Here is a 13,287-nt window from a genome sequence, read left to right on the forward strand (position 1 = left end):
CTATAACAACAATTAGCGCGCTCTCAAGCCGTGGAGATTCGCATGTCAGCAGCATTCAACTTCAGTACCGCCCCTATGACCAGGACGATCATCACCAGCCTGTTCGCCGGCTTGCTCGCAGGCACTGCCCAGGCCAGTATCAGCGACGATGAAATTCGCATCGGTTACCTCGATGACCTGAGCGGCCCCTACAGCGATCTCGCCGGCCCGGGCGGACTGGAAGCCATACGCATGGCGATCGAGGACGTCGGTGGCAATATCGGCCAGCAGAAAATCGAGCTGTTTTTCGCCGACCACAAGAACAACGCCGACTTGGGCGCCAACATCAGCCGCGAGTGGATCGACCAGCGTAATGTCGACCTGATCGCCGGGCTCAATTCTTCACCGGTGGCCATCGCGGTCACCCGACTGGTGGAGGAAAAACACCGTTTTGCCATCGTTTCCACTGCCGCTGCTGCCAGCCTGACCAATGAATACTGCACGCCCAACCACCTGCATTACGTGTACGACACCTACTCGGTATCCAACGGTGCGGCCAAGGCCATCGTCGCCAGCGGCGGTGACACCTGGTACCTGCTCAGCGCCGACTACGCCTTCGGCCACGCCATGGAAGCGCAGGTCTCGAAGGCCGTTGTCGAAAACGGCGGCAAAATAATCGGCAAGGCCAACCACCCATTCCAGACCAGCGATTTTTCGTCGTATATCCTGCAAGCCCAGGCCTCCGGTGCCAAGATCATCGGTCTTGCCAGCGCCGGCTCCGACCTGGTCAATGCCATCTCCACCGCCAAGCAATTCGGCCTGATGGAGTCCGGCCAGACCCTGGCCAGCCTCATGGTCTTCATCACCGACATCAAAGCCATCGGCCTGCCAACTGCCCAAGGCACAAAGTTCGTTTCCGGCTGGTACTGGGACATGAACGATGAATCCCGCGCCTGGGCCAACCGCTACTTCGAGCGGACCAAGCGCATGCCCACCATGGTTCAGGCGGGCATGTACTCCAGCACTTATCAGTACCTCAAAGCTGTCGAAGCTACCGGCTCCGACGATCCGCAGACAGTGCGCGAGTACATGATGAAGACGCCGATCAATGACATGTTCACCAAGAACGGTCGGGTTCGGGTCGATGGCCGCATGGTGCATGACATGTATCTGGCCCAGGTGAAGACACCCGAGGAATCCAGGGGTGAGTGGGATCTGTTCAAGATCCTCAGCACGATTCCGGCGGACGAAGCGTTTCTTCCGCTTTCTCAGAGCAAGTGCAAGCTCGTCAAGGCCGAACAGAAAGTCGCCAGCGCGTTGCGCCCGTGACAAAGCCCGAGGACGACTGACATGACCATGCTATTCGGGATACCTCTGGCAGCCCTGTTCGGCCAATTATTGCTGGGCCTGATCAACGGTGCTTTCTATGCGCTCTTGAGCCTGGGCCTGGCTGTGATCTTTGGCCTGCTGCGGATTATCAACTTCGCACACGGCGCTCAATACATGCTGGGCGCCTTCGCCGCACTGCTGTTGCTGAAGTATCTGAACGTGAACTATTGGGCTGCGCTGTTTCTGGTCCCGCTGCTGATCGGCGCCCTGGGGATATTGATCGAACGCCTGCTGCTACGCCGCATCGCGCATCTGGATCATCTCTACGGCTTGTTGCTCACGTTCGGCCTGGCCATGGTCATTGAGGGCAGCTTCATCAATCTGTTCGGTGTGTCCGGCAGCAACTATCCGATTCCGCCGGCACTGCAAGGCGGCTTCAAACTGGACTTCATGTTCCTGCCGACCTACCGGGGCTGGGTGTTGGTTGCCGGATTGGGGATGTGCCTGTTCACCTGGTATGTGATCGAGAAGACACGCCTGGGCGCTTACCTTCGCGCCGGTACCGAAAAACCCGCGCTGATGCAGGCTTTCGGTGTCAATGTGCCGCTGCTGACCACCCTCACCTACGGCTTCAGTGTGGCCCTGGCGGCCTTCGCCGGCGTGTTGGCGGCGCCGATCTACTCGGTTTCACCGACCATGGGTTCCAACCTGTTGATCGTGGTGTTCGCGGTGGTGGTCATCGGCGGGATGGGCTCGATCATGGGCGCGATCCTCACCGGGGTCGCCATGGGCCTGATCGAAGGTTTGACCAAGGTTTTCTGGCCCGAATCATCCGGCACCGTGATCTTCCTCGTGATGATCCTGGTGCTTCTGGTACGCCCCAACGGTCTGTTCGGAAAGGAGGCGTAAGCCCATGAATACCCAATCTCTGCTGACCTTCGCGCAACAGCGCGGGATCCTTGAACAACGCCAGCTCAACACCCTGTACATCGCCCTGATCGCGATCGGTTTGATCGCACCCTGGGTCGCCTACCCCGTGTTCCTGATGAAGCTGTTGTGCTTCGGCCTGTTTGCCTGCTCGTTCAACCTGCTGCTGGGTTATACCGGCCTGCTGTCTTTCGGGCATGCCGCATTTCTCGCCGCGGGCGGCTACACCACCGGCTATCTGTTGAGCCAACACCCAGGCATCGGCCCGGAATTGGCAATCATCGGCGGCACCGCTGCCGCCGCGATGGTCGGTGCGCTGTTCGGCGCCCTGGCCATTCGTCGACAGGGCATCTATTTCGCCATGATCACCCTGGCCCTCGCGCAGCTGCTGTACTTCATATTCCTCAAGGCGTCTTTCACCGGCGGCGAAGACGGTTTGCACGGTATCAGCCGCGGCAAGCTGCTGGGATTCATCGACCTGGCGGACAACCACGCCATGTACTACTTCGTGCTGGCCATCACCGTGCTTGGCTTCGCTCTGGTCAAGCGCGTGGTGTACTCGCCCTTCGGCCAGATTCTCCAGGCCATCCGCGAGAACGAAGACCGCGCCACTTCGCTGGGCTACAACGTCACGCGGTATAAGTGGCTGGCCTTTGTCATTTCATCCGGGATCGCCGGCCTGGCCGGCTCTACCAAAGCGGTGGTGTTCCAGCTGGCGACACTGTCGGACGCACACTGGCACATGTCCGGCGAGGTGGTACTGATGACCTTGCTCGGTGGTGTCGGCCCTCTGCTCGGCCCTTTCGTCGGTGCAGGCATCGTGGTCTCGCTGCAACACCTGCTGGCGCAATCGCCGCTGGGCACCTGGGGTACTCCGATACTCGGCTGCATTTTCGTGCTCTGCGTTCTCTGCTTCCGCTGCGGCGTAGTCGGATCGATCAAGCTGCTTGTGAAGAAAAATTTCAAGTAACTCATATTGATCAGCGATAAGGACATGACCATGAACAACTCCGCCGTCTGGACGCCGTCCGCCGACTTCATTCGTCGCACGCGCGTGCATCAGTGGATGCAGATAGTGGGCGAGCCCGACTATGACGCCTTCATCGAGCGCTCCACCAACGATCCGCAATGGTTCGCCAGCGCCCTGGAAAAGGCCCTCGGAATTATCTGGGACCAGCCCTATCAAACGCCGCTCAATGCTGCTGGCGGCATCAAGCATCCACGCTGGTACGAGGGCGGCCAACTCAACATCCTGCGCACGGCACTGGAGCGCTGGGCTGTCGACCCGGTGCAAGCGCAGAAAGCCGCTCTGATCTGGGAAAGCGAAGACGGCCAATGCCTTGAGGTGAGCTACGGCGAGCTGGCGCGCCGGGTCAACAATGTCGCCCAGGGCCTGAGCGAACTGGGCCTGGTCAGCGGTGACCGCGTCGCCATCTACATGCCGATGCTGATCGAAACAGTGGTCGCGCTGTTGGCGGTGGTCAAGCTCGGCGCCATCTTCACGCCCGCCTTCTCCGGCTATGGCGCCGAAGCACTGGCCACGCGCATTGAAGCCTGCGGGGCCAAGCTGCTGATCACCGCTGACGGCTTCATGCGGCGCGGCAGAGTGATCGCCATGAAGGAAGAAGCCGACAAGGCCGCCGCGCTGAGCCCGTCGCTGGAAAAGGTGGTTGTGGTGCGGCGCCTGGGACGGGAAATCCCCTGGCACCCGACCCGCGATCTCGACTTTGCCACGCTGCAAGCCTGCGATGGTAGCCAGTGCCCGACAGCGGTCATGGACAGCCAGGCACCGATGATGATCATTTACACCTCCGGCACCACCGGCAAGCCCAAGGGCGCGGTGCACACCCATAGCGGATTCCCGCTCAAGGCGGCGCTGGATGTGGGTTTGTGCATGGATGTCGGGCAGAACGACCGCCTGTTCTGGATCACTGACATGGGCTGGCTGACCGGCCCGGTGGTGGTCTTCGGCAGCCTGATCAATGGTGCATGCGCCGTCATCTATGAAGGTTCGCCGGACTACCCGCAGGCGGATCGGGTATGGCAGCTGGGTGCACGCCACGTCGCCACGCACATCGGCGTATCACCCACACTGGTACGCTCGCTGATGCAGCATGGTGATGCCATTGCCCAAGGTCATGACCTGAGCGCCTTGCGCACCTTTACCTCGACCGGCGAGCCATGGAATCCGGAACCCTGGCTGTGGTTGTTCAATACGGTTGGCCAAGGTCGTTATCCAATCATCAACTATGCCGGCGGCACCGAGATCGGCGGCGGCATCCTGACCAACGTACTGGTCAAGCCGATATCCCCGGTGACATTCAACAGTCGCATGCCGGGCATGGCGGCTGACGTCTGCGATACCCGGGGCCAACCGATGCGCCAGGCACTGGGCGAGCTGGTACTGCGTCAGCCGTGGATTGGCATGACCCAAAGCTTCTGGCAGGAACCGCAACGCTATGAAGACTCGTACTTCAACCGCTTCCCGCACACTTGGGTGCACGGTGACTGGGCGATCATCGATGGCGAAGGCTTCTGGACCATCACCGGTCGCTCCGACGACACCCTGAATGTGGCCGGCAAACGTATTGGTCCTGCCGAAATGGAGTCGATTCTGGTCAGCCATGCCCAGGTGCTGGAAGCCGGGGCCATCGGCGTTCCCGACGACATCAAGGGCGAAACCCCGGTGTGTTTCGTGGTGCTCCACCCAGGCACCGAACCGACGCCTGCGCTGGAGACGGAACTGCTTGGCATGATCGACACCCGGCTGGGCAAGGCGATGCGTCCCAAGTACTTGCACTACGTCAGCGAGCTGCCCAAGACCCGCAACGGCAAGGTCATGCGCCGGGTGATTCGTGCCGCTTACCTGGGGCAGGACGCCGGCGACCTGACGTCTATGGAAAACCCCACAGCCCTTACCGCCATCAGTCGCTGCCACCTGCAACCGGCGTGAACAGGAGCCTGAAAATGAGTCAGACACAACGTACCGTCGTGATCACCGGCGCCGCCCAAGGCATCGGCCTGGCGATTGCCCAGGCTTTCGCCACCCAGGGTGATTTCGTGGCCTTGTGCGACATCAATCTGGCCGCCGCCGAACAGGCCGCCAGCCAGTTGCCCAATGCCCGTGCTTATGCCGTGGACGTCACCAGCGAGGCGCAGATCGTCGCCTTCTACGAGCATCTGCTGGCCGAACGCCCCACAGTGGACGTACTGGTGAACAACGCCGGGCTGCAGCACATCGCGCCCGTGCAGGACTTCCCACTGTCCCAATGGAACACCCTGCTGGCAGTAATGCTGACGGGGCCTTTCCTGATGAGCAAACACGCCCTGCCAAGCATGCTCAAACAGCAGAACGGACGCATCATCAATATCGCCTCGGTGCACGGCAAACTCGCTTCGCCCTACAAGAGCGCCTACGTTGCCGCCAAACACGGCCTGATCGGCCTGACCCGAACCCTGGCACTTGAAACCGCCAACCAAGGGATCACCGCCAACGCCATTTTGCCCGGCGCGGTGCGCACCTCGCTGGTGGAAAAGCAGCTGCCGCAACTGGCGGCCCAGGACCACATCAGCGAAGCACAAGCCCTGCAACGACACATCCTTGCGCGCCAACCCCTCAAGCGCCTGCTGGAGCCAAGCGAAATCGGCGACAGTGCTGTTTACCTCGCCTCCCATGCTGCGCGCGCCATTACCGGCGACTCGCTCAGCGTGTCCGGCGGCTGGTGACCGGTATGTGTCTCACCGCGCTTGCCGGCTACCGGTTTGCTGAATACCAATGGTCCTTCGAAGCCGAACGCGCTCTGGCCCTCAATCAGGCCATCGGCATGCCCCGCAGCTGCAATCAGCCGCCACCGACCCTGGCTTACAGTGCCGACATGGACCAGGGCGTGGTCAACCAGTTGTTCACTGTGACAGGGCTTGGGGCGCATCAACTGTTGCATGGCGAACAACACTTTCACTACCACCAGCCATTGCAGCCAAGCCGCATCTACCGAAGCAGCGCGCACCTGAGCGAGGTCATCAATAAACCGCGTTTCAGCCTGCTGCACAAGCAAACCCGGTTGTTCGCCGCGGACGGTTCCCTGGCGTGCGAGATGCTCAGTATCTACGTTGCCCTCCCGGAACCGGGCGTGCCCAGCGTCGGACCGGCGCTCGAGACACAAGACTCGCTACCGGCACAAACCGCGCCCGAGATCAGCCGAGAGCAGATCCGGGCATTTGCCAGCGCGTCGGGGGATGACAACCGCGTACACCTGGAACCGGGCATTGCACATAAGGCCGGGCACCCGGATGTATTTGCCCAGGGAATGCTCGGAATGGGGTTGCTCGGCAGCCTGCTGCCCGGTTCGCGCCTGCGTCGATTTGGCGTGCGATTCCTGTCGCCCATGGCGCTGGGTGATCTCCCAAGGCTGTACCAGACAGGCAGCACCAGCCGAAACCTGATACTGGCCAACGAGAACAATCGTATTCGAATCAGAGGCTATGCCGAACTCGACTGATTGGCCGGCGCCCTCGGCCGATCACAGAACATCGAAACCGAACGCTCGCTCAACGGGGCTATTCACTTTAAATCCGGAGACGATCCATGCATGTAGATAACGCCATAAGCTCACGCAAATCGGTCCGCCGCTTCTTGCCTATGGGCATTTCAAAGCCAGTGGTTGAACATATTCTCAAGGTGGCCTCGCGGGCGCCCAGCGGCAACAACCTGCAACCGTGGCATGTCCATGTGCTGGCCGGCGATGCCAAGCAGGCGCTGTGTACCGATATTCTCGAATCCACGACTTCTCAAGCCGGTCAACATGATGCCGAATATCGGTATTACCCGGACAACTGGTTCGAACCCTATCAGAGCCGCCGTCGCGCCTCCGGCTTTGGCCTCTATGAAGCGCTCGGCATCGACCGCAACGACCTGCAGGCACGCGAGCGCCAGAACCTGCGCAACTTTCACTTCTTCGACGCGCCGGTCGGCCTGTTGATCAGCCTCGATCGCCGCCTCAATACCGGCAGCTACATCGACCTGGGCATGTTCATTCAGAACATCATGCTCGCCGCTCGCGGTCAGGGCCTGCACACCTGTCCCCAGGCAGCATTCGCCTGGTATCACCAGATCGTCCGCCGTCATGTGCCCATGGCGGATGAGGACATCCTGGTCTGCGGCATCGCACTAGGGCATGAGGACCGCAACGCACCGGAAAACAGCCTGCAGACACAGCGCGAACCGGTAGCCGCTTTCACTTCCTTTCATGGTTTCAAAGAGTGCGTGCAAGGGTAGTTAGATAGACGCAATGAACAAAGGCGATGGTGCTATGACCATCGCCTTCTTTTTGGCTTGTCGTCTATTCAGTCTGACCGGGCGAACGTCCGGCAAAAAGACCGAAGAGATTCTTATCAGGCAATCATCAGAAAAACGCCTGGATACCGGTCTGCGCACGGCCGAGGATCAGCGCATGCACGTCGTGGGTGCCTTCGTAGGTGTTGACCACTTCCAGATTGACCAGATGACGGGCCACGCCAAATTCATCACTGATGCCGTTACCGCCCAACATGTCCCGCGCCAGGCGCGCGATGTCCAGCGACTTGCCGCAGCTGTTGCGCTTCATGATCGAGGTGATTTCGACCGCGGCAGTGCCTTCGTCCTTCATCCGCCCCAGGCGCAGGCAACCCTGCAGGGCCAGGGTGATCTCGGTCTGCATGTCTGCCAGTTTCTTCTGGATCAATTGGCTGGCAGCCAGAGGGCGACCAAACTGGTTGCGATCCAGCACGTACTGGCGCGCGGTGTGCCAGCAGTCTTCGGCCGCACCCAGCGCGCCCCAGGCGATGCCGTAGCGTGCCGAGTTCAGGCAGGTGAACGGGCCGCGCAGGCCACGCACTTCAGGGAAGGCATTCTCTTCGGGGCAGAACACGTTATCCATGACGATTTCACCGGTAATCGACGCACGCAGCCCGACCTTGCCATGGATAACCGGAGCGCTCAGGCCCTGCCAGCCCTTCTCCAGGACAAAGCCGCGAATCTGCCCTTCATCGTCCTTGGCCCAAACCACGAAAACATCGGCGATCGGGCTGTTGGTGATCCACATCTTGCTGCCGGTCAGACGGTAGCCGCCGTCGACTTTTCTTGCCCGGGTAATCATCGAGCCCGGATCGGAGCCATGGTTCGGTTCGGTCAGACCGAAGCAGCCGATGTAATGACCGCTGGCCAGCTTCGGCAGGTACTTCTGCTTGGTGGCTTCGCTGCCGAATTCATTGATCGGTACCATCACCAGCGAGGACTGGACGCTCATCATCGAACGATAGCCAGAGTCCACGCGCTCGATCTCCCGGGCGATCAGGCCATAGCACACATAGTTCAGACCGCTACCGCCGTAGGCTTCGGGAATGGTGGCGCCGAGCAGGCCGGTCTCGCCCATCTCGCGAAAGATTGCCGGGTCGGTCTGTTCATGACGAAAAGCCTCCAGCACCCGGGGCGCGAGCTTGTCGGCGGCGAACTGTTGGGCACTGTCGCGAACCATGCGTTCTTCTTCGGTGAGTTGTTGATCCAGCAGCAGCGGGTCGATCCAGTTGAAGCTTGCCTTGTTGGCCATGGGTGTTTCTCCGGGTTCATTCTTGTGATGTTTTGTCAGTCGAGGCGTTCGATCACGCAGGCAATGCCCTGGCCCAGGCCAATGCACAGACTGACCAGGGCGTAGCGCCCGTTGCTGCGTTCCAGATGTCGCACCGCGCTGTAGGCCAGACGGGCGCCGGAAGCACCGAGCGGGTGACCGATGGCAATGGCACCACCGTTGGGGTTCAGGCGCGGATCATCGAAGGCCACGCCGAGTTGTCTGGCGCAGCCGAGCACTTGCGCGGCAAACGCTTCGTTGATTTCGATCAGGTCCATGTCGGCCAGGCTCAGGCCTGCGCGCTGCAAGGCCTTGGTGCAGGCAGGCACCGGGCCAAGGCCCATCAATCGCGGTTCGACCCCGGCCACGGCACCGGCCAGGATACGCGCCCGAGGCCTGAGGCCTGCCTTCTCACCAATGGCCTGCGAGCCAATCAGCAGCGCAGCCGCGCCATCGTTGATGCCCGAGGCATTACCCGCAGTGACAGCGCCGCCTTCAAACAGTGGCTGTAGGCCTGACAGCGCTTCGAAGTTACTTTGCGGACGCGGATGCTCGTCACGGTCGACGATCTTCGGTGGCTGCTTGCGCCCTTGCGGTACCTCGATCGGCAGGATTTCACCGGCCTGGAAACCGTCCCGCACCGCCGCGTCGAACAGCGCCTGACTGCGAGCGGCATAGATGTCGGCTTCTTCGCGAGTGATGCCCAGTTCATGAGCGACGTTGTCCGCTGTCTGCGGCATCGAATCGGCACCGAACCCGGACTCTACCTTCGGGTTGGGAAAGCGTGCGCCGAGGGTGCTGTCGTACACCTGAAAGTCGCGGGACCAGGCGCTTTGCGCCTTGGCCACCACGAACGGCGCACGACTCATGCTCTCGACGCCGCCGGCAATAAACAGCTCGCCTTCGCCGGCGCGCACGGCGCGCGCAGCATCCAGCACGGCAGCCAGCCCGGAGCCACAGAGACGATTGACGGTCAAACCGCCAACGGCCGTCGGCAGGCCGGACAGCAGCGCAACATGACGCGCCAGATTGCGCCCGTCCTCACCCGCCTGGCTGCTGCAGCCGGCGATCAGGTCTTCATAGTCCCGCGTGGCGAACGGGTTACGCGCGACCAGGGCACGCACCACACTGGCCAACAGGTCATCGGGGCGCACACCGGCCAGAGCGCCGGCATGGCGACCGAATGGCGAACGCAGACCATCGTAGATATAGGCTGTCATGCTCAATCCTCGGCAGTGGTCAGTGGCAGGCCGAGCTGGACCCGGCGCCGCAGCCAGGGGCTGACCCGATAGCGCGGCTCCTGATACAACTCATGCAGTCGGTGCAGGATCTGCTGGATCTGCAACGCACCGTAATGGTCACCAAAACCCAGCGGACCATGGGGGTAACCGAGGGCTAACTGCACCGCACGGTCCAGGGTGGCCGGCTCGGCGATACGGCGCTGGGCAATCTCGCAACCCAGGTTGACGATCCCGGCGAGCACGCGCTGGGCAATGAAGCCCGGCGAGTCATTGATGACTTCCACCGGCACGCCATCGGCGCCCAAGGCCTGGCATGCCTGTGCCAGTACCTGCGCGTCGAGCGCCGGCTGACGCATCAGGACCCGGCGCGTGTCGAAGCCAACGAAGGTTTCCAGCGCCAGGCTGCGTCGCGGTGGCAGTCGCTTGCGGGCGATGACACTGCTGGCATCCTCGCCCAGCGGTGTCACCAGGCAGATGGCGTTCGCACTGGGCTGATCGCCCTGCTCCAGGACGGCGCCGGCGACAGACAGCACCGCCGCTATCCGCTCGCGCATTGCCGAGTCGCCGCAGTCCAGCCAGAACGGCTGGGTGATGGCCACCTGCGGCGGCGCCTGCTGCGCTTCCTCGACCACGCTACCGTCCTGATAGCGATAGAAGCCCCGCCCTGTTTTGCGCCCCAACAAGCCACTGGCCAGACGGGGTGGCACCAGCGCCGATGGGGTGTAGCGCGGATCCTGGTAAAACTGGGTGTGAATCGACTCCATCACCGCATGGGAGATGTCGAGGCCGACCAGGTCGAACAGCTCGAACGGCCCCATGCGAAAGCCAAGGCTGTCCTTGAGGATGCGATCGATTTGCGCCGGGGTGGCAATCCCCTCGCCCAGGATACGCAATGCCTCCGGACCGAAGGCCCGCCCGGCATGATTGACCAGGAAACCCGGAGAGTCAGGCGTCGTCGCGGCAAAATGTCCAGCGTGCCCGGCCAGCGTCGCCAGGCGTTCGATCACCTGCGGATCGGTCAGCTCACCGCGTACCACTTCGACGATCTTCATCAGTGGCACCGGGTTGAAAAAGTGAAACCCAGCCACCCGCTCGGGATGTCGACAGGCACTGGCAATCAGGCTCACCGACAAGGATGAGGTGTTGGTCGCCAGCACTGCATCAGCCCTGACCACTTGCTCCAGCGCGCGGAACAGCCCCTGCTTGGCGTCGAGGTTTTCAACGATCGCCTCGATCAACAAATCACAATCGGCCAGGGCCTCAAGGCTTACGGCCGGTTGCATGCAAGCCAGTACGGTCGCCAAAGCTTCACTGCTCAACTTGCCCTTGGCTGCCGAGCGCTCAAGCAAGGCCCGATTGGCTTGCAGCGCCTCCTCCGTCGCTTCGCTACGGCTGTCGTACAGCAACACCGGAACGCCTGCGGTGGCGAACAACTGAGCGATCCCCCGGCCCATGGCACCGCTTCCGATCACACCGATTTGTTTGAAACTATTCACAAGCACCTCCTCAGATCGCCCGTTCCAGTTCCGGCACGGCGTCGAACAAATCCGCCACCAGACCGTAGTCGGCCACCTGGAAGATCGGCGCCTCTTCGTCCTTGTTGATCGCCACGATGACCTTGGAGTCCTTCATGCCGGCCAGATGCTGGATCGCGCCGGAGATGCCCACGGCGATGTACAACTGCGGCGCCACGATCTTGCCGGTCTGGCCGACCTGCATGTCGTTCGGCACAAAACCGGCATCGACGGCGGCGCGCGACGCACCCACGCCCGCGCCGAGCTTGTCGGCCAGCGCATAGAGGTGTTTGAAGTTGTCGCCGTTCTGCATGCCACGGCCACCAGACACGACGATCTTCGCGGCGGTCAGCTCCGGGCGATCGGACTTGGCCAGCTCTTCACTGACGAAAGCCGACTGACCGCTGTCGATGACCATGGCGAGGGCTTCGATGACGGCTTTGCCACCTTCGGCGGCAGCGGCGTCGAACCCGGTACCCCGCACGGTGATCACCTTTACGGCGGCAGACGACTGCACCGTCGCGATGGCGTTACCCGCATAGATCGGGCGCTTGAAGGTATCGGCGCTTTCGACCGCGATGATCTCCGAGATCTGGTCCACATCCAGTTGCGCGGCAACTCGCGGCAAAATGTTTTTACCGTTACTGGTGGCGGCAGCCAGGATGTGGCTGTAGCTGTCAGCCCCTGCTTCTTGAACAAGAGCGACTACCAAAGGAGCGACGTTTTCCGGCAGCTGGTGAGCGTAGGCGGCGTTGTCGGCCAGCAGCACTTTCGTCACGCCAGCCACCTTCGCCGCCGCTTCAGCCACGGCGCCAGCGCCCTGACCTGCGACCAGCACATGAATGTCGCCACCGATCTGCTGCGCAGCGGTCACGGTATTGAGGGTGGCAGCCGCCAGTGCTGCGTTGGTGTGTTCAGCGATAACCAGGATAGCCATTAGATTACCTTCGCCTCGTTCTTCAGTTTCTCGACCAGTTCGGCCACCGACTTGACCTTGACCCCGGCGCTACGAGCGGCCGGCGCTTCGACTTTCAAGGTGTGCACGGTGCAAGCGCAGCTGACGCCCAGAGCGCTCGGAGTGAGCACCTCCAGCGGCTTCTTCTTGGCCTTCATGATGTTGGGTAGCGACGCGTAGCGCGGTTCGTTCAAACGCAGGTCGGTGGTGACGATGGCCGGCAGTTTCAGGGCAACCGTCTGTGCGCCGCCGTCGATTTCGCGAATCACCGCAACGCTGTCGCCGCTGATGGCGACATTCGAAGCGAAGGTGCCCTGGCCGTAGCCACTCAATGCAGCGAGCATCTGGCCGGTCTGGTTGTTATCGCTGTCGATGGACTGCTTGCCGAGGATCACCAGTTGAGGCTGTTCCTTGTCGACAACCGCTTTCAACAGCCTGGCCACAGCCAGCGAGCCCAGGTCTTCACCGGCCTCGACCAGTACGGCACGGTCGGCACCCAGTGCCAGGGCCGTGCGCAGTTGCTCCTGTGCCGCGTTGCTGCCGATGCTGACGACCACCACTTCAGTGGCAATACCTTGTTCTTTCAGGCGCACCGCTTCTTCCACGGCGATTTCGCAGAAGGGGTTCATCGCCATTTTCACGTTGGCCAGGTCAACGCCAGAGTTGTCCGCCTTGACGCGTACCTTGACGTTGAAATCAACCACACGCTTTACCGCAACCAGTACTTTCATAGTGTGTTC

Annotated in this window: 12 protein-coding genes; 7 read left to right on the plus strand and 5 right to left on the minus strand. The window is 61.6% G+C overall.

From position 1 onward, the window contains the following. Nucleotides 1-42 precede the first annotated feature (42 nt). The 7 genes from GUY40_RS00915 (at nt 43) to GUY40_RS00945 (ending at nt 7,510) form a co-directional block, all read left to right on the plus strand. Nucleotides 43-1,308 carry an ABC transporter substrate-binding protein gene (locus tag GUY40_RS00915; RefSeq protein ID WP_166567050.1) on the plus strand — a complete coding sequence of 422 codons (1,266 nt, stop codon included), beginning with the start codon at nt 43-45 and terminating at the stop codon, nt 1,306-1,308. Between the two features lie 21 nt (nt 1,309-1,329). Beyond that, complete coding sequence (locus tag GUY40_RS00920; protein WP_166567051.1) at nt 1,330-2,217, plus strand: branched-chain amino acid ABC transporter permease; 888 nt, start codon at nt 1,330-1,332, stop codon at nt 2,215-2,217. 4 nt (nt 2,218-2,221) lie between these two features. Continuing rightward, the gene (locus tag GUY40_RS00925) at nt 2,222-3,205 is read left to right on the plus strand and encodes a branched-chain amino acid ABC transporter permease (RefSeq protein WP_166567052.1); all 984 of its coding nucleotides are present in this window, start codon (nt 2,222-2,224) and stop codon (nt 3,203-3,205) included. Nucleotides 3,206-3,235: 30 nt separating this feature from the next. Then, entirely contained in the window at nt 3,236-5,188 is a 1,953-nt protein-coding gene (locus GUY40_RS00930; protein WP_166567053.1) for an AMP-binding protein, read from the plus strand. A gap of 14 nt (nt 5,189-5,202) precedes the next feature. Beyond that, the gene (locus GUY40_RS00935) at nt 5,203-5,961 is read left to right on the plus strand and encodes a 3-hydroxybutyrate dehydrogenase (RefSeq protein WP_166567054.1); all 759 of its coding nucleotides are present in this window, start codon (nt 5,203-5,205) and stop codon (nt 5,959-5,961) included. A 5-nt stretch (nt 5,962-5,966) separates the two neighbouring features. After that, on the plus strand, nt 5,967-6,734 hold the full coding sequence (locus GUY40_RS00940) for a MaoC family dehydratase N-terminal domain-containing protein (protein ID WP_166567055.1): 768 nt from the start codon (nt 5,967-5,969) through the stop codon (nt 6,732-6,734). A gap of 86 nt (nt 6,735-6,820) precedes the next feature. Then, the gene (locus GUY40_RS00945) at nt 6,821-7,510 is read left to right on the plus strand and encodes a nitroreductase (RefSeq protein WP_166567056.1); all 690 of its coding nucleotides are present in this window, start codon (nt 6,821-6,823) and stop codon (nt 7,508-7,510) included. Between the two features lie 127 nt (nt 7,511-7,637). Here GUY40_RS00945 and GUY40_RS00950 read toward each other — a convergent pair whose 3' ends face one another. Genes GUY40_RS00950 through GUY40_RS00970 form a run of 5 tightly spaced genes read right to left on the minus strand, consistent with a single transcriptional unit; the run spans nt 7,638 to nt 13,278 of the window. After that, nucleotides 7,638-8,819 carry an acyl-CoA dehydrogenase gene (locus GUY40_RS00950; RefSeq protein ID WP_166567057.1) on the minus strand — a complete coding sequence of 394 codons (1,182 nt, stop codon included), beginning with the start codon at nt 8,817-8,819 and terminating at the stop codon, nt 7,638-7,640. Nucleotides 8,820-8,854: 35 nt separating this feature from the next. After that, nucleotides 8,855-10,057, minus strand: a complete 1,203-nt coding sequence (locus GUY40_RS00955) for a 3-oxoadipyl-CoA thiolase (RefSeq protein WP_166567058.1) — start codon at nt 10,055-10,057, stop codon at nt 8,855-8,857. Nucleotides 10,058-10,059: 2 nt separating this feature from the next. Beyond that, nucleotides 10,060-11,574, minus strand: coding sequence for a 3-hydroxyacyl-CoA dehydrogenase (locus GUY40_RS00960; RefSeq protein ID WP_166567059.1), 1,515 nt, complete (start codon nt 11,572-11,574; stop codon nt 10,060-10,062). Nucleotides 11,575-11,584: 10 nt separating this feature from the next. After that, nucleotides 11,585-12,529, minus strand: coding sequence for an electron transfer flavoprotein subunit alpha/FixB family protein (locus tag GUY40_RS00965; protein ID WP_166567060.1), 945 nt, complete (start codon nt 12,527-12,529; stop codon nt 11,585-11,587). Then, nucleotides 12,529-13,278: an electron transfer flavoprotein subunit beta/FixA family protein gene (locus GUY40_RS00970; RefSeq protein WP_166567061.1), complete on the minus strand. Its 750-nt coding sequence runs from the start codon at nt 13,276-13,278 to the stop codon at nt 12,529-12,531. The genes GUY40_RS00965 and GUY40_RS00970 overlap by 1 nt, the downstream gene beginning before the upstream one ends. Nucleotides 13,279-13,287: the final 9 nt, after the last annotated feature.

The sequence above is a fragment of the Pseudomonas sp. R5(2019) genome, from assembly GCF_009905435.1.
In the GTDB taxonomy this organism is placed as follows: Bacteria; Pseudomonadota; Gammaproteobacteria; order Pseudomonadales; family Pseudomonadaceae; genus Aquipseudomonas.

Excerpts from the sequence above, each read along its gene's own strand:
- GUY40_RS00925 (WP_166567052.1), top strand. The coding sequence starts at position 2,222 with ATGAATACCCAATCTCTGCTGACCTTCGCGCAACAGCGCGGGATCCTT.
- GUY40_RS00930 (WP_166567053.1), top strand. The coding sequence starts at position 3,236 with ATGAACAACTCCGCCGTCTGGACGCCGTCCGCCGACTTCATTCGTCGC.
- GUY40_RS00955 (WP_166567058.1), bottom strand. The coding sequence starts at position 10,057 with ATGACAGCCTATATCTACGATGGTCTGCGTTCGCCATTCGGTCGCCAT.
- GUY40_RS00970 (WP_166567061.1), bottom strand. The coding sequence starts at position 13,278 with ATGAAAGTACTGGTTGCGGTAAAGCGTGTGGTTGATTTCAACGTCAAG.
- GUY40_RS00935 (WP_166567054.1), top strand. The coding sequence starts at position 5,203 with ATGAGTCAGACACAACGTACCGTCGTGATCACCGGCGCCGCCCAAGGC.
- GUY40_RS00950 (WP_166567057.1), bottom strand. The coding sequence starts at position 8,819 with ATGGCCAACAAGGCAAGCTTCAACTGGATCGACCCGCTGCTGCTGGAT.
- GUY40_RS00945 (WP_166567056.1), top strand. The coding sequence starts at position 6,821 with ATGCATGTAGATAACGCCATAAGCTCACGCAAATCGGTCCGCCGCTTC.
- GUY40_RS00940 (WP_166567055.1), top strand. The coding sequence starts at position 5,967 with ATGTGTCTCACCGCGCTTGCCGGCTACCGGTTTGCTGAATACCAATGG.
- GUY40_RS00920 (WP_166567051.1), top strand. The coding sequence starts at position 1,330 with ATGACCATGCTATTCGGGATACCTCTGGCAGCCCTGTTCGGCCAATTA.
- GUY40_RS00965 (WP_166567060.1), bottom strand. The coding sequence starts at position 12,529 with ATGGCTATCCTGGTTATCGCTGAACACACCAACGCAGCACTGGCGGCT.
- GUY40_RS00915 (WP_166567050.1), top strand. The coding sequence starts at position 43 with ATGTCAGCAGCATTCAACTTCAGTACCGCCCCTATGACCAGGACGATC.